Origin of the sequence: Chitinophaga sp. MM2321 (assembly GCF_964033635.1) — a bacterium.
GTDB lineage: Bacteria > Bacteroidota > Bacteroidia > Chitinophagales > Chitinophagaceae > Chitinophaga.
In genome coordinates this window covers 3491092-3513429 of record NZ_OZ035533.1, presented here as the reverse complement: position 1 = coordinate 3513429, position 22338 = coordinate 3491092, and the positions used below count along the sequence as shown (strand labels likewise).

The window sequence follows — 22338 nt, the reverse complement described above, 5'->3', positions numbered from 1 at the left end:
TAAGCCCCCCTTTTTGTCATTTTCCCACCCCATTAGTTAAGCAAAGAACCAATAATTTTGTTACCATAGCATACTGGTAACAAGAAGCTGTAGCTCTCACCGATCAGCACTGGCTACTTAACTGCAATAAAATAATATTAAAACAACCTATTATGAAAAAGTTAGCATTCAGCATTACAATCAATGCTTCCCCTCAAAAAGTTTGGGATATTATTGTTGGCCAGGATACTTACGGACAATGGACAGCGCCATTTGCCGAAGGATCAAGTGTAGAAACAGATTGGAAAAAAGGCAGCAAAGCCCTGTTCCTGGATGGGAAAGGTAGTGGCATGGTTTCGGAGATCGTAGAAAGTATTCCCGGTGAGTTCCTGTCCATACACCACCTGGGAGAAGTAAGGAATGGGGTGGAAGATCCTACAGCTTATCAGGGAAATGAATGGGGAGATGCTTTGGAGAACTATACGCTCAAATCACTGGATGGTAAAACAGTATGGCAGGTCAGTTTAGATATGCCGGATGATTTTGTAGCTTACATGGAAGAAACCTGGCCACTCGCGCAGGCGAAAGTAAAAGAGCTGGCTGAGCAGAATTGATTTTATTTTTTGAAAACCTTTAGTTTATGAAGACAAAAAAAATCTGGGCCAATTTCGGTGTCCGGGATTTAGAACGAACTACTAAATTCTATAAAGGACTCGGATTTAAATCAAACGGAGCGTCGGACCAACTGACTAGCTTCTTCTTCGGCGATGAAAACTTTATCATCCATTTCTTTTTGAGGGATATACTTGAACCCGCCATGAAGGGACAAATAATTGATTCAAAAGCTGGCAATGAAATTATCTTTACCCTTTCTGCTGATACTAAGGAAGAGGTTAATAGTTGGGAAAAAGAAGTGCAGCAAGCCGGGGGAACAATAGTTTCCAAACCAGAAGAGTTTGGAGAGGGTTATTACGGTTTCGTGTTTGCTGATCCTGATGGTCATAAGTTCAATGTATTTTATATGTAGTAATAAAAACGGGAAACCCTCGTAGCATCAGGTGCTACGAGGGTTCTCCGTTTTTATATTTAGCATTATTTTTTGGAAATCCTGTATAGCCTGCCCATGTCGGTAATGGCATATAGTGCGCCGTCTTTTCCTTCCGTGATGTCGCGGAAACGTTGTCCTTCACCGGTCAACAATCTTTCTTCTCCTACCACTTTATTATTTTCAATGATGAGCCGCGCAATATGTGTGCTGCTCAGGCCAGCAACAAACAGGTTGTTTTTCCATTCAGGTATGCTGTCGCTACTGTAGAATGTAATTCCGCTGGGTGAAATCACCGGATCCCAGTAATAAACAGGTTGTTCAAGTCCTGCTTTCTGCTGTAAACTATCACCTACTTTTAGTCCGCTATATTCAAGACCGTAAGTAATGATAGGCCAGCCATAGTTTTTTCCCGGTTCGATCCTGTTCAGTTCATCGCCTCCTTTTGGACCAAATTCGGTTTCCCAGAGATCGCCCGTTACCGGATTTAAAGCAAGTCCCTGTACATTACGATGCCCGTAAGAATAAAGCTCTGGTCTTGCGTCTGTTTTGCCTTCAAACGGATTTCCTGCAGCAGGTTTACCATCTTTCGTGATCCGGATAACTTTTCCTAATCCGGATGTAAGATCCTGGGCCTGTGGTCTTGTAACCAGGTCTGAACGTTCTCCGGTACTGATAATCAGGTTCCCGCTCTTGTCGATAACAATTCTTCCTCCATAATGAAGCGTACCCTTATACGCAGGCGTAGCGCGATATATAACGGTACCACCTTCTATCTTTTTTTCATCAGCGGATAATTTTCCTTTTGCTACTGCGGTAAGGTTGCCTTGGGGTGTTTTGTCCGAAAATACCCAGTATAGCATCCTGTTACTCGCGAAGTCGGGATCTACGCGGATACCCAGCAAGCCACCCTGACCAGCGGAATTCACTGGCGGTATGCCTGTTATTGAATCGCTTATTTTTCCATCAGAGGTAGCGATCCGTATGGTGCCACCCTTCTCCGTAATGATTAAACGGCCATCAGGAAGGGAAGTGATACCCCAGGGAGATTTAAGACTGCTGTCCAGTACATTGTATGCATAGGGGGTGGTCGTTTTTACACCACCTATCCTTGTCTGACCAGGGAAAGCCGACTTATAATCGGTATTTGCCTTTTTGGTTTCTACCGGTGGAAGGATACTGTCCCGCTGTGCAGCTGCATTATTACTGGCTGAATTTTGTCCGCAGGAAACCAGCGCAAATACGCTTCCGATGCAGATGGCGGTCAAAAAATGGGTGTTCAGATACTTGTTCATAAGATTCCTTATATTAAATACATATAGTTTGACGCTTAAATATAAACTAAGTTCGGCTAAAATCAGAATGGCGGGGAATTTGAAAATGATCAGTGGTAATTAGATTCCTGCTGACAATAAAGCAAAAATTTCCCCGTTCAGCATCATTTCTTAACAATTTTTTAAAGAAAAGTTTATTTTAACTGTGACGTTTTCCACTTTGCGGGATCATATAATCAGTGGCGGTTCCCAAAAGGTATGCATCCGGAAATGAAGGAATGGAAGGTCCGTGGTGATTTTTGGGAAAGCCCATGGCTCAGTGAATGAGCGTTGAAAAGATACTGGAGTCAATAAAATTATATTAATTACTAATGTTTTAAGATGCCAGATGCCTGCTTCGTGTTACCTGTAACAACGCATGTTGAAATGCTCGATGCTAACATGGACAATGCGCTTTCTTCGGAAAGAGGGTTGCTTATGCTTATTGCGGAAGGAGATGAAAGGGCGTTTTATGCTTTTTACAAAACATACGCCCCCAGGCTGCGTGCATACGTGTGGCGGACTACCAGGTCAGAAGCGGATACAGAGGATATTTTGCAGATCAGCTTTATGCGCATTTGGCTTTCAAGAGATAAAATTCCTTCCATCGACAATATCCAGGCATGGGTATATACCATCACGGCCAAGATTTGCCTGCAGCATTTCAGAAAGAAAAAGAACGATCAGAAGAAACTGGAACGGGGCGGGGAGATGAGAGATAATAATGTGAGCACGCCTTTCGATTTTTTACAACTGGAAGAAATAAAAAGGACCATTGGAGCCGTGTTGCAGCGAATGTCTCCGCAAAGAAAAATGATCTATCGCATGAACCGGGAAGAAGGAAGAAAACCTGCGGAGATAGCCCTGGTACTTTCTATGCCGGTGGGAACCGTCAAAAATCATTTGTCTGCTGCCAATAAGGAGATCCGCGAATCCCTCTACCCTGTAGCCATGATGCCTTCCCCCTGATTTTTATTTTCATTGATTTTTTTCAGGGAAAAATTCATTTTAACCGTGACGTTTTCCTCCTGGCGGGATCATATTATAAGCGGTGATCCTGAACATTACAAACGGATACTGAAATAGTTTTTTATATGGACGAACAACGGATATATTATTTGTTAGAACGGGAACTGGAAGGAACGCTGGAGGCGGACGAACTCCGGGAGCTGGAGGAATTGAAAGTCCATGAGGATAGTAAATTGCTGGAAAAAATCATTGCGGAACTGATTGAGCGGGAATCAAACAACCCTATGTATATTGATGCTGCTGTGGAAGATGCCCGTTTCGAAAAAATTATAAGTGTTGATGCTGTACATGGACAGGTTAGCAGAGGCAAGGTATACCGGCTTCGCCGTAATTGGTTGCGGGCAGCTGTTGCAGCAATATTGATCCTGGGTACCGCTACTTATTTCTGGCCCCCGAAAATGCCCGGGAAGGGAGCCGTTGCCATACAGCAGCATAATCATCTACCCGGCAATAACAAGGCTACCCTTACACTGGCAAATGGCGCCACCATAACATTGGATAGCGCCGGCAACCAGGTAATCCAGCAAGGCAAAGTGGCCGTTCATCAACATAACGGACAACTACAATATACCTTACAGGGAAATGAAACCGTTCTCAGTTATAACGTGCTAACCGTTCCCCGCGGTGCACAATACAGACTGGTGCTGCCCGATGGTTCCAAAGTGTGGCTGAATGCTGCATCCAGACTGAGATATCCCACTGCATTTATTGGAAAAGAAAGAACGGTGGAGCTGGAAGGACAAGGATATTTTGAAATAGCACAGCAGGCAGACCAGCCATTCAAGGTTAAAGTAAATGGTTTGGAAGTACAGGTATTGGGTACGCACTTCGATATCATGGCATATGCTGATGAAGGCACTATTAATACCACCCTGCTGGAAGGAGCAGTTAATATTGTGCAGGGAGAACGGCTACAGCAGCTGAAACCTGGCCAACAAGCCATCGTGGATCATGCCACCAATCATCTGTCCGTGCAACAGGCCGACCTTGACATGGTGTCAGCATGGAGAACCGATTTTTTTGAACTGAACGGAACAGATCTGCCCGCCATACTAAGACAACTTTCCCGGTGGTACGACGTGGAAATAGTTTATAAATCAGATACACCATCAGAGGTTTTAAGCGGACGTATCAGCAGGAACCTGCACCTGAAAGACGTGCTGCAGGCACTGGAAGGAAATGATGTTCAATTCAGAATAGAGGGCAACAAGGTGATCGTGTTGCCAAAATAAAATATTGTATAAAATAAAAATGTGCGGGTCCGGCAGGCTAGGCCAGAAGGAGGACTCCATGCAAATTCCACCTGTTCATTCACAACCAAAACTAAAAAGCGTATGCAAATGTAGTACCCGTTACGGCATGCCAATAAAGAAAACCAGAAGTGCTAGTAACACCCCTGGCTATAATTTGGCTCGTCCCTGATTAATCAATCCATCGATTATTAAAGAATCACCAAACCTTATAAATGTATGCAATTTGTCTTTACCAGCAAAGTTCTATGCCGGGCAGAACTTTTATCGACCAAACTAATCTCAAGCGTTTTTGCAGATGTATCGGAAACTCGAAGAAAAATACGACGGATTATGAGAATGACCACGGTTTTCATGCTCATTGCCTGTTTGCATGTAAGTGCTACAGGATTGTCCCAGGGGATCACGCTCTCCGTAAAAAATGAGCCACTTAAAAGTGTTTTCAAAAAGATTTCAAAACAGGCAAATATTTCTATCTTATTCAATGACAACGACCTGAAAAGTACGTCATTGGTGAGTATAGATGTAAACAAGGTACCCCTTGAGCAGGTGCTGAATGAGTGCCTGAAAGGATATCCCCTGGAATATACCATCGGGAATGGTATCATCAGGATCCGGAAAAAGAAGTATCCGGTTCCCACCGCACTCCCTGATATCACAAGCGCAGTAGCCGCCACACTGACAGGAACGGTCAGCGATGCTACAGGCAAGCCTTTGCAGGGTGCAACGGTATTGGTGAAGGGTATGCAGCTCAGTACGTCCACAGATGCGGAAGGGAGATTTAAACTCACCGTGACCAATGCAGACGATGTGGAGCTGGTATTTTCTTTTATAGGATACAAAACACAAACAGTAAAGGCAGGCACTCAGCGGGAATTTAATATCGTACTCGAGGAACTGGTTTCCGGACTGAATGATATCGTGGTGGTAGGGTATGGGTCTGCGAAAAAGAAGGATAATACCGGCGCCATTTCTACTATCAAATCAGAGGACCTGGCAAAGGTGCCCGTTTCTTCTGTTACCAATGCGTTGGTGGGTAAATTGCCTGGTCTGATTGCAATACAATCCAGTGGACAACCGGGTGCAGATGCCTCCAGTTTAAATATCCGTGGATTCGGAAGTGCCCTGATCATTGTAGATGGTGTGGAAGCCGACTTTAGAAATATTGATGCCAACCAGATTGAAACCGTAACCATTCTTAAAGATGGGGCGGCCTCTATTTATGGTTCCAGAGCGGGTAACGGCGTTGTTTTAATTACCACAAAAAGAGGAAATATAGGGAAACCCGTCATTACCTTAAATGCTACCACCACGTTACAACGGCCTACCTATTTCCAGAAAATGCTGAACTCCGGTCAATATACCACCCTCGTATCTGAATCTTATTTACAATCAGGCCAACCGGCCAATGCAGTTCCCTATACACAGGAACAGATTGATAAATATTATGCCGCTACAGAACCCGGCTATTATAATACCAACTGGCAAAAACTGATCGTGCGTGATTGGGCGCCCATGCAGAATTATAATGTATCGATCCGCGGCGGAAGCCAGAAGATCCGGTACTATGCCTTTTTAGGTACATTGAACCAGGGCTCATTCTGGAAGAAAAATGGGGGCGACTATAAACGATACAACTTCCAGTCAAATGTAGATGCGAATATCCTGGATAACCTGACCATGAGCATTACGGTATCCAACATCATAGATCGTATCAATTCCACCAACAGGCCACAGAATGGTGGTGGTTATCTGTTTGCGGACCTGTACAACAATAAGCCCATGTATCCTGCCAGTTTGCCCGATCCGTCAAAGATCCCCTATAGCGGATCTGCTACCGGCGGCGCGTTGGTACAATCAAACCGGGACCTGGGCGGTTATTCAGACGACCATTTTCAAACAGCCAGCCAAACAGCCACCCTCACCTATGATGTTAAAGCGATTAAAGGCCTTTCCTTAAAGGCGTTCGGCAATTACATGCAGGTGAACGATAACCAGAAATCTTATGCCAGACCAGTGGATATGTACACCTACAACGTAGATACGAAAGAATATACACTGGCATCACAATACAATTCAAACACGCAGCTGACACAACAAAAATCGGTTACCACCACATTAACAGGCCAGTTCTCCCTGAATTACAACCGCACGATCAATGATATACATCAGATCAATGCCATGGCGTTGTATGAAATCTATACGTTATCGTCCGATTTTATTTCAGCCGGCAGATCAGATTTCACTTTCCCAACTCTCGATCAGTTATTTGCAGGAAGTTTGAATACCGTGAGCAACAACGGTTCCGCGAGTGAAATGAGCCGCAAAAGTTATGTGGGCAGATTAAATTACGGATACAAGGAAAGATACCTGCTGGGAATGATTTTGCGTGCAGATGCATCAGCAAAATTCCCGGCTGCTTCCAGGTGGGGATATTTTCCCAGTGTTTCCCTGGGCTGGCGTTTAAGTCAGGAGGATTTCATGAAAAGTTTTACTGACCTGGATGAGCTGAAACTCCGGGCAAGTTATGGTGCCTCCGGTAATGATGGTATCGGTAATTTCCAGTACCTCGCAGGTTATGGCGCTACCTTGATGCCGGCCTTGTTTGGCGGTGTGCCGGTAATGGGTATTGCTCCGCTGGGAATGGCTAACCCCACCTTGTCGTGGGAGCGGATTGCTATTTATAATGTGGGTGTTGATTATTCATTTTTCAACAGAAAATTATACGGAGAAGCAGAAGTATTTTATCGTAAAAGAGATGGTATACCTTCCCAGAAAACAGTGAGCCTGCCGTCCAGCTTTGGGGCTGAATTGCCATTGGAAAATCTGAATAGCCAGAATAACAGGGGCTTTGAACTGAGAGTGGGTACCATGGGATCCAGCAATCACTGGAAGTGGGATGTAAGCGCCAACGTTTCCTGGCAACGGGCCAAATGGGACCACGTAGAGGAAGTGCCCTATACCGATCCCGATTCCAAAAGAATTTATCAGTTATCCGGACAGTGGATCGACCGCACAATGGGATACATCTCAGACGGCTTGTTTACCAGCCAGGATCAGATAGATAAACTGGGCTTCACCTATCCAGGTAACCCGGTATTGAAAATGGGAGATGTGCGGTATGTTGATAATAATAAAGATGGGGTGCTGGACTGGAAAGATGAAGTAGAAATCGGTAAAGGACAGATCCCCCAATGGATGGGCGGTCTGAATATAAACCTGAACTATAATAACTTCGATTTTTCTGCTTTGATCCAGGGCGCATTTGGCTATTACAAGCATGTTTCATTGGTTTCCTATACACAAACCTTCTTCGATAACCGCTGGACAGCAGAAACAAACGACCCGAATGCATTGATCCCCCGCCTGGGCGGAACGGGTACAAACGGCTTGCTGTCTGACCGCAACTTTAGAAAGGCAGACTATGTGAGATTGAAAACATTCTCTATCGGATACACCTTGCCAAAAGCATTAATGCAAAAAATCAATTTCCAGAGTGTCAGGTTTTATGTTGGTGGCAGCAATCTGTTCACCATATCCGGGTTAAATAAATTCAACCTTGATCCGGAATCTCCCTTCACCATCCAGGATGGTCAACCTACCACTTCTTATTACCCGCAGATGAAAACAATCATGGTGGGTGCTAATATCTCATTATAAAAATCACACGAGCATGAAAAGAATAGAAATCCTTTTCTTATCAGGAGTCCTTCTGTTTACTTCCTGTCAAAAAGATATATTGAATAAACAACCGCTGGATAGAATTGCAGATAATATTGTTTGGAGTGATATCAAGGCTATTCAGGCAAATTTAGCCGGCAGTTACAGCATGATGAGTGTATTGGAAAATGAAACGCCGGATAAATACATAGGAATAAGACCCGGCGTTGGCTGGACTACAGAAGCACAGGTGGGGGTGACGCTGATCAATAATATCGCGGATGAAGGTACCTGGGGTATGTATCCCAACTGGGCCAATTTCAGAAACAGTGGCATAACCGTGAATGGTGGCTTGTTGGAGTGGTGGGAAAATGCCTACATCATTATACGTCAGCTCAACGACTTTATTGAAAAGGTACCGGCCTCGCCGATTGATGAAGATGTAAAAAAGAGCTTGCTGGCAGAAGCCCGGTTTTTAAGAGCATTCAACTATTTCTCAATGGTGAAACGGTATGGCGGCGTTCCGCTGATTACCAATGCGCAAACTATTGATGAACCATATGAGAAGCTGTACCCCAAAAGGAATACAGAGAAAGAGTTATACGATTTTGTTATCAGTGAGATAGATAACATTTACAATGACCTTCCGCCAAAAGCCATTTCCGGCCGTGTATCCAAATACGCGGCATTAACGTTGAAATCACGGGCTGCACTGTATGCCGGCAGTATTGCAGAATACGGCACGGTGCAGCTCAATGGCTTGCTGGGCATTCCTGCCGGAGAAGCGCAATCGTACTATCAGAAAAGTTATGATGCCTCAAAGATAATTATCGACGATGGCGTAAATGGCTTGTATAATGTAGACGCGAATAAAACCAAGAACTTCCGGGACCTCTTCCTGGTGAAAGATAATATGGAAGCCATGTTTGTAGTGGCACACAATAACAAGGACATGATTTCCCAGGGCGGCAACGGCTGGTATTACGACTTCATGCAGGGGCCTATGCCCAATGCCTGGTTTAACGGTAACCAGAACATGCCTTATTTATCATTTATCGCATCCACCTTTGAAAAAGCAGATGGTACCCCGCCGGATCTGAGCACCGCTACTTTAACCGGGAAGCTTTGGGATGATACCGAGTTATGGGCAGGCATGGAACCCCGCTTCTATGCCACGATCTATACCAATGGTACCACCTGGCTGGGATCTCCTATCGATTGGCATAAGGCTTTAAAGGTAAATGGGCAGTATCTCACCGATCCAAACGGCGCCTACCAGGGTGTTCCTCATCTGGGATTGCAAGGTCAGAAATCAGGGCCTTTTACGGGCTTTGGCGTATTGAAGTACCTGGATGAAAACCACAACAACATGGTGTACGATTTTGCATCCAGCCAGGACTGGATCGTATTCCGGTTTGCGGAAGTACTGCTGAATCATGCGGAAGCAGCATTTAAACTGAATAAACCGGATGAAGCATTAAACGCGGTGAATGCCATCAGGTCAAGGGCTGGTGTACAAGCCCGTACCGCCATTAATTTCAGTTTAATCCAGAAGGAGCGGAAAGTGGAGCTGGCATTTGAAGGTCACCGGTACTGGGATACAAGGCGCTGGCGGATTGCTACCACGGAGCTGACCAGGCGTCAAACCGGTTTAAGGTATATCCGTGATTTCGCGTCCGGCAAACTGGAATTACAGATTTTAGCCGATGTAGACGGTGGCGCTAACGTGAAGCCTGTCTTTGAACCATACAACTATTATTTACCTATTACCAATGCCAGGACCCAGCAAAATACAAACCTGGTGGAAAACCCCGGATATCATTAAGATACCGGGTGCAGTACTATTGGTTATCTTAATAAATTAATAATGAAGAAGAATTTTATATTTTTATTGTTGCCGCTAATATGGGTGGCTTTGATATCACTGATGACAAGCAGTGACGTACCGGTGAACAAAAATGTGCGCGGGGAGAAAATACCTTCAAAGGGTACTATCCCCAGACTTGCCTGGTACAGTGTACCAGGCAAGGAAACAAACCTGCAACGATACGAGGAACTGAAAGAAGCGGGGATTACCATTAACTTTTCTTTTTTCCAGACAATGGCGGATGCTGAATTATCATTGAATATGGCACAAAAGGTTGGGATAAAGATTGTACTGTCCTGCCCGGAACTTAAAACAGAACCGGAAAAAACGGTCAGGAAATTTATGAATCACCCTGCTATTGCAGGTTATTTTCTGCGGGATGAACCCTCCAGGAGCGAATTTGCAGATCTGGCCAAATGGGCAAAGCGGGTACAGTCGGTAGATGATAAACATTTTTGTTACGTCAATACACTGCCTATCTATGCGGAGAACTGGCAGTTTGCAACAGGTAAAGAACAAGACAAAGCTTCCTCGCTTACTTATCGTGAATACCTGAATACTTATATCAAAGAGGTACCCATGCAGTTTATCAGCTATGATGCCTATTGCATTATCGGGGATAGCCTGCGGGCCAACTACTATGAAAATCTGGAGATCATGGCAGATGAATGCCGGAAAGCAGGGAAGGATTTCTGGGCTTTCGGCCTCACAACCGGATCTTCTTTACCCGTAAATTTTCCTCCTCCTACCTTGGCTGAATTACGGTTGCAGATCTATAGCATCCTGGCTTATGGTGCACAAGGCGTACAATATTTTACATACTGGACACCGGCGCCGGAAGAAAATAACATTTGGGATTTTTATAAAGGACCCATAGGGTTGGATGGTAAACGTACCGTTACCTACGACAGGCTAAAACAAATGAATGAAGAAGTAATGAACCTGTCTGGTGTATTTTACGGATCAAAGGTACTTTCAGTGCGGCATACAGGGGAGTCAACGCCCAGTGGTACCCGGCGTTTGGGTAAGCTGCCCGAAGGAATAAAAGTACTGGATACAAATGGCGCAAGTGCCCTGGTAGCTACGTTAGAGAACGGCGATCATACTTTTGTGGTAGTAGTGAACAGCAATTTTAAGAAGAGTATGCAACTCACCATTTATGGAGAAGAAAAGGTGATGAAGGTTTTGAAAGATGGTACAATGGTACCTGCCAGCTTTTATACCAACACCATGGAAGTTGAACCTGGTGATGTTGCAATTTATATGGTTCCAAAATCTGTTTGATGATTCTTGTAAGCAAAATAAAAAAAGTACTTTTTCTGCGTGTTACGGGCATCTTCCTGTTGGGAAGTATGGCGGCCGGTGCGCAAACAGCCACTGACTTGGAAAATGCGGTATGGATCGGCGATGCCCGCGTACAGCCTGTTCTGGACTCGTTGATGTATGAAGATGACCCGGCTCCCATATTTCGTAAAGAATTTGTAGCAGACAAAACCATCAGGTCTGCGACACTTTTTATTACGGCTGCGGGCTATTACAGCGCAACGGTGAATGGTAAAACGTTGGAGAAGAACTATTGCGACCCGGCGTGGACAGATTTCAGCAAAAGGATCTACTATGCTGAATATGATATCAAAGATAATCTCCTGAAAGGGAAAAACTGTATCAGCGTAACGTTAGGTAATGGTTTCTACAATCCGTTACCACTCACCTTCTGGGGCGTATACAACCTGCGGGATGCATTGGTAACCGGGCGCCCGGTATTGCTGGCAAAAATTAAAGTCGTGTACGCCAACGGCAAAACGGAAGAAATTGTGACCAATAAAAGCTGGAAGTATGCTTATGGCCCAGTTATCCGGAATAATGTGTACCTCGGTGAAAGATATGACGCCCGTAAAGAAATCAAAGGAAATGCCCTGCCCGGCTTTAATGACAGGCAGTGGGAAGTTGCTGTGGAGAAAACAGGACCTGGCGGCAAACTGCAAAAAACATTCTTCCCGCATATACAGGTGATCGATATAAAGAAACCTGTTAAAATAATGGAAGCGCCGAAGGGTGTTTATGTAGTGGACATGGGCGTCAACTTTACCGGAACTTTTAAAATTAAGTTGCACGGCAAAGAAGGTGATACCATCAGGTTTCGTTTTGGTGAAAGGATCTATGACAACAATACTTTAAATCCCATGACAGCCGTTGCCGGCCAGATTAAAAAGAAGGGGATAGGTGGACCAGGAGCGCCTGCACTGGCGGACCAAGAGGGCATGTACATTTTTGGCAAGAACGGAGAAGCGGAATACAGTCCTCTTTTCTCTTACAGAGTGTACCGCTACATGGAAATTTCAGGACTCCGCCATCCACCGCTCAAGAGCGATATGGAAGGTATTGCCCTGAGCTCCAATGTGGACAGAAAAAACAGTTTTTCTTCTTCAAACGATCTTATCAACTCCATTCAACAGATGATAAGCCGTACTTTCCTGAGTAACCTGATGAGCGTGCAATCAGATTGCCCCGGACGGGAGAAATTCCCTTACGGAGGCGATATGAAAGCCACCAGTGAGGCGTTTGTTTACAATTTCAATATGCATTCTTTTTATAAAAAAGTATTGTACGATTGGATAGATGCTTACCAGGATACCGTATTTATTGATGCCGCGCCTTACGTTGGTTTAAAATATTGCGGATTGAATTTTGAATCTTCCATTTTTGATGTACAGCACAACCTGTTCCAGTATTATGGTGATACGGCCCTTGTGCGGGAGCTATATGATTTTGACCTGAAATGGATGGACAAGGCTGCCCGCATTCACCCGTCGGGTATCGTTGATAAAGGATTGAGCGATCATGAATCACTGGTCAATGTACCGGTTCAGTTGTTGGGCACAGCCGCTTATCTTAAAACAGCGGAAATAATGAAGGAGTTTGCGGTGGTGATGCATGATAAAGAAAACGAAAAACGTTTTGCTGCGCTGGAAGAGAAGATAAGAAACAGTTTAAGGGAGATGTATTGGACAGGCAATACTTCCGGTGATCTGATAGACCGCCAGTCAAGGGAAGCATCGATGACATATATCAACAGCCTGCCGGAGCAGGAAAAGAAAGCAGCCATCGCGGCACTGGATAGTACTAAAGATGCATTTAATAAGCAAACACTTTATACGTTGCTGTTATACTGTGGCGTCATTCCTGAGAAAGACCAGCAGGCGGCAGTGGATCTGTTGTTAAAAGCAATAGATGATGCACCGGCCGGACATTTTACCACCGGTATTTTTGGAACAAGATATATCCTGGAAGTATTGTCGCAGTACGGACATGCAGACAAGGTATTTAAGATCGTAAACAGCAAGGAGTTTCCGGGATGGGGATTTATGATCAAAAACGGAGCTACCACACAATGGGAAACCTGGAAAGAAAGCGATAATATTTACTCCAACTGTCATCCAATGTTTGGCTCCGTATCAGGATGGTTTTACAAGTGGCTGGCCGGTATCAGGCCGTTGACGCCGGGATTCAAAAAATTTGTGATCGCACCTGTATTACCGGAACATCTTTCACAGGTGAAGTGTTCCTATGAATCGCCACAGGGCACCATTGTGGCTAACTGGGATAAAAAGAACGCAGAAAATATTTTCACTATCACCGTACCTGCAGGCAGTGTGGCTACTTTTCAATTGCCCACCAAACATCCGCGGAAGGTTACCGTAAAGAAAGTAAACGCCGGCACCTCTTTTTCGCCGGAGGTGAAAGGGGACGGTACCTGCGCATTTGACCTGGCTGCAGGCAATTATTTAATCACAGCAGAATGAAAAAAATTATCGTTGTAATACTACTGGCATTTTCTACCACTTTATACGCGCAGGACATGCCGGTAAAACTTCCTTCCATCATCAGTGATCATGCAGTGCTCCAGCAATCCGGCGACGTGAAGTTGTGGGGCTGGGGACCTGCCACGCGAAAAATAGCAGTTGTTGGGAGCTGGGCCCCGCAGGATACTGTCAGGACGCTGGTGACCGATGAATGTACCTGGGAAACAAGTATCCGCACACCAAAGGCAGGAGGCCCATACACCATTCAGTTTATTAATGACACCAGTATCGTCACCATTCATGATATCCTGATAGGAGAAGTGTGGCTTTGCGGAGGGCAATCAAACATGGCCTTATCCTGCAATGCAGGTATACTGGATGCCGGAGATGCGCTCCAGGCGCCGCGTAATAATGAAATGCGGTTCTTTATGCCGGAATTTGTATATGATGTACTGCCCAGATCCGATTGCAAAGGTAAATGGGTGGTATGCCAGCCCGAAACAATGGCCTATTTCAGCGCAGTAGGGTACTTCTTCGGAATTGCTTTACAAAAGCAGCTGCATGCACCGGTGGGCCTCATCGGTTCGTATATGGGGGCTACCCGTATTCAACCCTGGACACCTAAGTACGTTATAGAAAATGATGCGGAACTTTCAAGGGTGAGCAAAAAGATTGGCACAGCATGGGTGCCGCAAGGTGTGGGTGTTTTGTATAATGGTATGATTCACCCGCTTGCACCGTATACGTTATCGGGTGTGATCTGGTATCAGGGCGAAACAAATGCCTGTGTAGACCAGGAAGCAAAAGTATACGGGAGCATGTTGAGAGGAATGATCACCAGCTGGCGAAAAGCCTTTAAAAAAGAGCTTCCTTTTTATATCGTGCAGATCGCCCCTTTTGATGGATATCCGGAGAATGCCGCAGCCTTCCTGCGGGAACAGCAGGAAACTGCGTTGGTGTTGCCCAATACGGGAATGGTAACGATAGGAGATCTGGTGGATTCGCTGAAGGATATCCACCCCCGGCTGAAAGCAGGTGTGGGCAGGCGTTTGGCAAACCTGGTACTGAAAGAGCAATACGAGGTAGCGGAGCTGCAACCTTATTCGCCGCATTTTGCAAAGCTGGAAATCAATCATCAAACGGCGGTCATCTACACATCAGCAATCGGTAAACTGAGCAGTCATAATAAAGAGATCATCAACTTTCAAATGGCCGGTAACGACAAAGTATTTTATCCGGCCAAGGCCCGTATTGAAAAGAATGGCAATATTTCCCTGACTTCAAAACAGGTGAAAGCACCGGTAGCGGTGCGGTATTGTTTTACCAATCCAGCCATGCCCAATGTATTTGATACGAATGGCCTCCCGTTGATGCCATTCAGAACTGACAAGTGGAATCATTAATTCAATCTGACATAAAAATATTTTTTGTTGGCATCCTGTTATTTTTGCTCCAACACAGTGCCGGAAGATAAAATTTACTTTATCTTGTATATACAAGTTGTTTTTTTGTTTATATTTGAAAGATTCAACTTTCGGGCATTCACCCGTCCGGCAATTTTTGGCTGCCGTGATGGAGATTTTACGATATGAAAATACTGCCTTCCACGTGGCAGTAACTGCGGGACTGTATGCGAAGATCTGCCCGATCGATTCATGTACATCCAAATCGTTTTTAAAAATGATTACAGACCAACAGGCCGTTAAAGCTAAGGAAAACTATGCCACGCCGCTTTATACGCTGACTTCTCTTTTCTTTATGTGGGGATTTATTACCTGCATGAATGATATCCTGATCCCGCATCTGAAAGAATTATTCAACCTGAACTACCTCCAATCCATGTTGGTACAGTTCTGTTTTTTCGGCGCTTATTTTACAGGCTCCCTCATTTATTTCCTTATATCATATTACAATGGTGATCCGATTAATAAGATAGGATATAAGAATGGTATTTTACTGGGACTGCTTATTTCAGCAATAGGGTGTACGTTGTTTTACCCGGCGGCTACTTTATCTGTATATGCATTATTCCTGGCGGCCCTTTTTGTAATGGGACTGGGTTTTACACTGTTGCAGATTGCTGCCAACCCTTATGTGTCCCTGCTGGGTGAAGAGAAGGGTGCTTCCAGCCGGCTTAACCTGGCGCAGGCTTTCAACTCTGCTGGTACCACCATTGCGCCTATTGCAGGAGGTTTCCTGATCTTCGAATTCTTTTCTGAGAATGGAGAAATTGCACCCATCGCTACAAGAATACCTTACCTGATTTTTGGTATTGTCTTTTTGTTGATCGGTGTTGTGATCTACAAAGTAAAACTGCCTTCGTTCAAAGCAGCGCAAAATCCCGGCAAGGAACTGGGTGCTTTAAAATTTCCGCAGTTGAGAAGGGGTATCCTGGCCATCTTTTTTTACGTTGGTGCTGAAGTGGCCATCGGCAGCTTTATGATCAATTTCCTGGCACAGGATAATATTATGGGACTGGAGCAGTCTATTGGTAAAAACTATCTCGCCTTATATTGGGGCGGTGCTATGATAGGCAGATTTTTAGGCGCTGTTTCACTCAGCACGGTTATTTCGGAGAGAAGGAAACCATATTATATGGCAGGCATTGCCATCGCCGTATTCTTTTTTATTTATAGCGTGGTATCGCTGAGTTTCGCGCAGATGGCGCCTTTCCTGGGTCTTATTGTTCTCAATCTGGCTGCTTTCTTTTTGGGTAGATCTTTCCCTGCCCGTACACTGCTGATTTTTTCTGTACTGAGTATTGCATTGTTGTTGCTGGCGTTGTTGAATGCTGGCCCGGTGGCTGTGTGGGCGCTGATCGGCATCGGATTGTTCAATTCTATTATGTGGTCTAATATCTTCACACTTTCTATCGCAGGTCTTGGAAGTTATACCAGTCAGGCGTCTTCCCTGCTGGTAATGGCTATTCTCGGTGGCGCCGTTATTCCTTTGATACAAGGCGGTATGGCCGATATGATCGGCATTCAATATTCTTTTTTCCTGCCTGTTCTCTGTTACCTGTACATTACTTATTTCGCATGGTATTGCCGGAAGAATGAACCACTTGCAGGAAAACAAGTGATTGGCGGAGGGCATTAAATAATTTTTTCAACTTGTATATACAAGTTTCAGAAAAAGTATTATATTTGATTTAGAGAATGATCCATCCGGCTGTTTAATATACAGCCGGTATAATAAACAGAGATACGCTTTCCACTTATGAAACATTTTCCTCCGCATGGTCAGGATACACCTGTACCTGTGCCTTCGGTCATGCGGATGTTGAATAAGCGGTAATTGCCGGGCAAAACATTTTCATCTTTCCGGTATTCGTTATTTCATTTTTTTTATTGATATCGTCATTACCTGTAGGTAGTGTAGTGACTGTTTTTTGCCGGACTTCAACTGAAGCCTGTTCATCCACGTTGTTACCTGAAAGCATTGTTATTTCAATAGCGCATTACTATTAATAAAATAACCTGTAAGTATATGCAAAAAGTTAAGCTGGGTATTATCGGCGGAGGGCTGATGGGTAAAGAGGCTGCCAGCGCCCTGGGAAGATGGTTCGTATTAAATGATTTTCCTGTAAATGTAACGCTCACCGCGGTTTGCGATCTGAATGAGCAGGTATTGGAATGGTATAAGAAGGTAGAAACAGTTCAACTTTTTACGACTGATTATAAGGAACTGCTGAGAGATAAAGATATTGATGTGGTGTATGTGGCACTGCCACATAACCTCCATGAAGAGGTATACCTCGAAGTACTGAGAGCAGGTAAAGATCTGCTGGCGGAAAAGCCGTTCGGCATCAACCTGGCCGCGGCGCTGGTCATTAAAGAGGAAGCAAACAAGTTGGGCCGCTTCGTGCGGTGCAGCTCTGAAATACCTTTCCTGCCTGGTCCGCAGCGTGTTATACAGGAAGTGCAATCCGGCAGACTAGGTAAGATCATTGAAATAAAAGCAGGCTTCCTGCATGCCAGTGATATGGACCCTTTGAAGCCTATCAACTGGAAACGGCAGGCGAAATATTGCGGTGAAATCGGTGTGATGGGCGACCTCGGTATGCATGTGCTGCATGTGCCGTTACGACTGGGATGGAAGCCAGAACTGGTATTCGCTCAACTACAGCGCATTGTTCATGAGCGCCCCGATGGCAAAGGCGGCATGGCCACCTGCGATACCTGGAATAACGCCACTATTAATACGCAGGTTGCAATAGGGGATGAACCGGTACCCATGACGCTTGAAATGAAACGCCTCGCACCCGGTGAAACCAATACCTGGTTCATTGAAGTGCTGGGAACAACAGGCGGCGTAAAATACAGCACAAAGGATACCAAGGCATTATGGACATTCAGCCGCGGTAAAGAACAGGCATGGCAACGGGTGGACCTTGGCTTCCAGATGCCTTTCCCGGTTATTACAGGCGGCATTTTTGAAGCTGGTTTTCCAGACTGTTTTATGCAGATGATAGCAGCATTTGTAGCCGAACGCGCCGGAAAGCTCGATGGCAGGTTCGGGTGTGTTACACCGGAAGAAGCGGTAGAAAGTCACCGGGTATTTGCAGCAGCCCTCGAATCTTTTCGTATGCGCACTGCCGTTATATTGACTGATTAATTGCAACTTTTCACGATTATGTAAAATTATACACGTTATGAAACGCGCTGAAATTAACCACGCCCAGGCAGCGGCTACTGTCTTTTTTAGCAGGAATGGCTGGACGCTTCCCCCGGAGCCGGTTTGGGACATCACAGACTTCGGGTTGGGTGATTTTAAAAGCACCGGTCTGTTACTGATCAACCTGGCGGAAGAAACGGAGTATTGTGAAAAACTGATGTACGCTACGCGTCAACAGGTAACACCCGCCCACTATCATAAAAAGAAAAAAGAAGACATCATCTGCCGCACCGGTCAACTGATGATCGAATTGTGGGAACAGGATCCGGCAGATCAGCCGCAAAGCACACTATTGCAGGTGAAGGTCAACGGAAAAATGAGAGAGGTACGCACCGGGGAACCTATACTGCTGAACGCCGGAGAACGGATTACCATTACTCCTTTGCTGTGGCATGCTTTCTACCCGGTATCAGATGAATGTATCATTGGAGAAGTTTCTACTGCCAATGATGATACCCATGATAATTTCTTTTCCAATACTGCCATCGGAAGATTTACCGAAATAACAGCGGACTGACAGTCCCAGGCACCTGATTGCTCACCTTAATGATTCCACCATGAAAAGTTATTACCTGTCAAAGGTTTTTGTAGCACTATTGCTACAGCGTAAGCGGGTACCCGTTTTATGCTCCTCCATTTTATGTTTATGCTGCTGTTTCTTTACGGATAATGCGCATGCGGATATTCCCGTTAACACACCTGTTGCGATCAGACAGGACACAGCACGTACAATCAAAGGAACGGTGCTTGACCAGCAGGGAGCCCCGCTATTCCGCGCGTCAGTGGCCGTGAAAGGCACCACAACAGGCGCTTATACCAATGAAGCCGGCAAGTTTTCTGTGGCCGCGCGTACCGGGCAGGTACTCATGATCAGCTATACCGGCCAGAAAACAAAAGAAATAAAAGTAGGCGCGCAAACAGAATTGTTGATTGAGCTGGAATCTGCCGGCGACCTGGGAGAAGTAGTGGTATTGGGTTATGGCGCGGTGAAGAAAAGTGATCTTACCGGCAGCGTGGCCTCCATCAAAGGCGAAAAGATCACACAGGCATCCGCAGGTAGCTTTGAGTCTTTATTACAAGGCCGTGTATCCGGTTTGCAGGTGATCAACAGCAACAACGATAATCCACAGGGCGGTACCACTGTGCGCGTAAGAGGCGTGAGCTCCATCAACGGTTCCAACGCACCTTTAGTGGTGGTAGATGGTATCCCCCTGGGCGAAGCCGGTAACCTGAATGCGGTAAACCCTAACATCATTGCATCCATAGAAGTATTGAAAGATGCTTCTGCCACCGCTATTTATGGATCAAGAGGTGCTAACGGTGTTATCATGATCACAACAAAACGTGGCGCCAGCGGAAAGGCAAATGTATGGTTCAATCAGAAAACAGGTTTCGGTACATTCAGTAAACCACTGGATTACTGGAAAGATGGATTGAAGATGTCGATGCTGGAAGATGAAGCCATGGAAAACGCCGGTCTTGAACCACGCTATATCGGTAAGAAAGACCCTTCAGGCACTTATTACCCATCGCGTGCAGAAATCAAAAGTGGCGCCTGGCCTTATAAAACTGACTGGACACCCTATGTATTCCGCGATCCCTCCGTTAGCTACGATTATAATGTGGGCGTTGAAGGTGGCACCAAAGACAACCACTATTACATCAGTCTCGGTTACCTGAAAGGTGAAGGCATGCAGATAGGTGATGACTACAACAAAATTTCACTGGACCTTTCTTACGATAATAAAGTAGCGGAAAACCTCACCATCAGAAGTAAAGCGGGTTTGTGGAAAGGAAAAAGATTGTATAACTACGGCATGAACTATTCCCGTAATCCTTTATTCCCGGTGTATAATGGCGATGGTACCTATTATAAAATGAATGAACTGGATTATGGTAATCCCGTAACCATGACCAATGAGCGGGTGAATAATGCAGGCAATATGGATGCTTATGCTACCCTGCAAATGGAGTGGGATATTGTGAAAGACCTCCAGTTCATTGTTCGCGGTAACGCCCGCGGCGGTTCCGGCGAAAGCTATTTCTTCAATCCGCCGGTACACACATTGGGCGGCGACCTCTATAACGGTGAAGGCGGTATGGGTTCTTCCAACTACCTCAACCTCACAAGCGACGCTTATCTTACTTATACTAAATCATTCGCGGAAAAACACCTGTTCAGTTTGATGGGTGGTATTAACTATGAGAACAGTGTAAGCAAGGGCGTAAACGTAGTAGGACAAGGGTTTTCAAACGTGGTCCTGAAAGAAGAGAACCTCGCAGGTGCAGAGAAACAGATCATCAACAATAACAGAACGGAAACAACACTTGCTTCCGGTTTTGCTAGATTGAATTATACTTATAACGATCGTTACCTGCTCACCGTTACCGCCAGGGCGGATGGTAGCTCTAAATTCGGAGACGATAACAAGTGGGGCTTTTTCCCCTCCGGCGCTTTGAGCTGGAAAATGGAAGAAGAAGATTTTATCCGCGACCTCAACATATTTGATCAGTTGAAACTGCGCACCAGCTATGGTATTTCAGGTAACCAGGGCATATCGCCTTACCAGTCTATTTCCCAGTTCGGAAATGATTATTACTATCTCAACGGAAAAGAATATATCATTTATGGTGTTGGTAAAGAGATCGGCCGCGAAGGGATTGGCAACAGGTATGTGCAGTGGGGTGGTATGGCTAACAAAAATCTGCGCTGGGAAAAAACAGGACAGTTCGATGTTGGTATAGACATGTCGGTACTTGATAACAGGATTTCCATCACCGCAGATTATTATTATAAGAGAACAACCGATTTGCTGAGAAGACAATTCCTCAATCCCAGCACCGGTTTCGACAGGGTATGGACCAATGACGGTGAAGTGGTGAACAAAGGCTTCGAGCTTTCAATAGACGGCCGCGTGATCGATAAAGGTAAGTTCCAGTTCAATGCCGGCCTGATCTTCAACATGAACAGGAATACGGTGATCGACATCGGTTCGCAGGAAAGTTCCGGCTATATTACCGATGCAAACGGTATCCGGTACGAACCTTATGGCAGCGGTGTACTGAACGATGCTTATCTCAACGTACTCGCTATCGGTTATCCCATCAACGCTTTCTATGGTTATGCGGTGAATGGTATCATACAAAACAAACCCGGTAACAATGCAAAGATGAACCAGCCGGGTGAATTTAATTATGTTGGATTGAAAGAAGATGGTACGGTAGATCCTAATGCCCGCACTATCATCGGTGATCCCAATCCTGATTTTACCGGAAGCCTCAACCTGCAGTTGACACATGCTTCAGGGCTTGACCTGAGCGTGCTGTTGTACGGTATGTATGGTAACGACATTTTCGCTACCCGCAAACTGGATGCAGCTTCTTTACAGGAAAAACGCTGGACAGCTGAAGAGCCGAACAACGAACGCCCGAAACTTCGTGCCGACAGACAGTACCTCGCTTCTTCCTGGTTTGTGGAAGACGGATCTTTCCTGAGGATACAGAATATCGTGTTGGGATACCGTCTCCCCGCTACTATCAAGTTCCTGAAACAGGGAAGAATATACACAAGTGTAACCAACCCTGTTACCTGGTCAAAGACCAGCGAGTTTGACCCGGAAGTAGGAGAGAGTGGCCGCGGAGCAGCAGCTTATCCGCGCATCACCACTATCACTGCCGGTCTGGAAATCAAGTTTTAATCAGGTCAAAAAAATGT

14 protein-coding genes are annotated in these 22338 nt (G+C 45.3%); 13 read left to right on the top strand and 1 reads right to left on the bottom strand.

Annotated features, from left to right (window positions below):
- The first annotated feature begins 152 nt into the window (after positions 1–152).
- Together ABQ275_RS13610 and ABQ275_RS13605 are read left to right on the top strand one after the other, a co-directional pair.
- On the top strand, positions 153–593 hold the full coding sequence (locus tag ABQ275_RS13610) for an SRPBCC domain-containing protein (RefSeq protein ID WP_349313685.1): 441 nt from the start codon (positions 153–155) through the stop codon (positions 591–593).
- Between the two features lie 26 nt (positions 594–619).
- A complete protein-coding gene (locus tag ABQ275_RS13605) occupies positions 620–1006 on the top strand; it encodes a VOC family protein (RefSeq protein ID WP_349313684.1) in 387 nt (128 codons plus the stop codon).
- Positions 1007–1071: 65 nt separating this feature from the next.
- On the opposite strand, the gene ABQ275_RS13600 is transcribed toward ABQ275_RS13605, so the two are convergent.
- A complete protein-coding gene (locus ABQ275_RS13600; protein ID WP_349313683.1) occupies positions 1072–2319 on the bottom strand; it encodes a PQQ-dependent sugar dehydrogenase in 1248 nt (415 codons plus the stop codon).
- Between the two features lie 360 nt (positions 2320–2679).
- Here ABQ275_RS13600 and ABQ275_RS13595 point away from each other — a divergent pair, with 360 nt between their 5' ends.
- The 11 genes from ABQ275_RS13595 to ABQ275_RS13545 all read left to right on the top strand — a co-directional run bounded on the left by ABQ275_RS13595 (position 2680) and on the right by ABQ275_RS13545 (position 22321).
- The gene (locus ABQ275_RS13595; RefSeq protein WP_349313682.1) at positions 2680–3306 is read left to right on the top strand and encodes a sigma-70 family RNA polymerase sigma factor; all 627 of its coding nucleotides are present in this window, start codon (positions 2680–2682) and stop codon (positions 3304–3306) included.
- A gap of 125 nt (positions 3307–3431) precedes the next feature.
- Positions 3432–4598 carry a FecR domain-containing protein gene (locus ABQ275_RS13590; RefSeq protein ID WP_349313681.1) on the top strand — a complete coding sequence of 389 codons (1167 nt, stop codon included), beginning with the start codon at positions 3432–3434 and terminating at the stop codon, positions 4596–4598.
- 351 nt (positions 4599–4949) lie between these two features.
- Positions 4950–8276 carry a TonB-dependent receptor gene (locus ABQ275_RS13585; protein WP_349313680.1) on the top strand — a complete coding sequence of 1109 codons (3327 nt, stop codon included), beginning with the start codon at positions 4950–4952 and terminating at the stop codon, positions 8274–8276.
- Between the two features lie 13 nt (positions 8277–8289).
- Positions 8290–10101 (top strand): RagB/SusD family nutrient uptake outer membrane protein, encoded by a 1812-nt coding sequence (locus ABQ275_RS13580; RefSeq protein ID WP_349313679.1) that lies wholly within the window; start codon positions 8290–8292, stop codon positions 10099–10101.
- A gap of 42 nt (positions 10102–10143) precedes the next feature.
- On the top strand, positions 10144–11427 hold the full coding sequence (locus ABQ275_RS13575) for a hypothetical protein (RefSeq protein ID WP_349313678.1): 1284 nt from the start codon (positions 10144–10146) through the stop codon (positions 11425–11427).
- Positions 11427–13946 carry a family 78 glycoside hydrolase catalytic domain gene (locus ABQ275_RS13570; RefSeq protein ID WP_349313677.1) on the top strand — a complete coding sequence of 840 codons (2520 nt, stop codon included), beginning with the start codon at positions 11427–11429 and terminating at the stop codon, positions 13944–13946. Before ABQ275_RS13575 ends, ABQ275_RS13570 begins: the two co-directional genes overlap by 1 nt.
- Positions 13943–15349, top strand: a complete 1407-nt coding sequence (locus ABQ275_RS13565) for a sialate O-acetylesterase (RefSeq protein WP_349313676.1) — start codon at positions 13943–13945, stop codon at positions 15347–15349. Before ABQ275_RS13570 ends, ABQ275_RS13565 begins: the two co-directional genes overlap by 4 nt.
- Before the next feature lie 277 nt (positions 15350–15626).
- Entirely contained in the window at positions 15627–17045 is a 1419-nt protein-coding gene (locus ABQ275_RS13560; protein WP_349313675.1) for a sugar MFS transporter, read from the top strand.
- 390 nt (positions 17046–17435) lie between these two features.
- Positions 17436–18563 carry a Gfo/Idh/MocA family oxidoreductase gene (locus ABQ275_RS13555; protein WP_349313674.1) on the top strand — a complete coding sequence of 376 codons (1128 nt, stop codon included), beginning with the start codon at positions 17436–17438 and terminating at the stop codon, positions 18561–18563.
- A gap of 37 nt (positions 18564–18600) precedes the next feature.
- Positions 18601–19140: a D-lyxose/D-mannose family sugar isomerase gene (locus ABQ275_RS13550; RefSeq protein WP_349313673.1), complete on the top strand. Its 540-nt coding sequence runs from the start codon at positions 18601–18603 to the stop codon at positions 19138–19140.
- 40 nt (positions 19141–19180) lie between these two features.
- Positions 19181–22321, top strand: coding sequence for a SusC/RagA family TonB-linked outer membrane protein (locus tag ABQ275_RS13545; RefSeq protein WP_349313672.1), 3141 nt, complete (start codon positions 19181–19183; stop codon positions 22319–22321).
- The last annotated feature ends 17 nt before the right edge of the window (positions 22322–22338 follow it).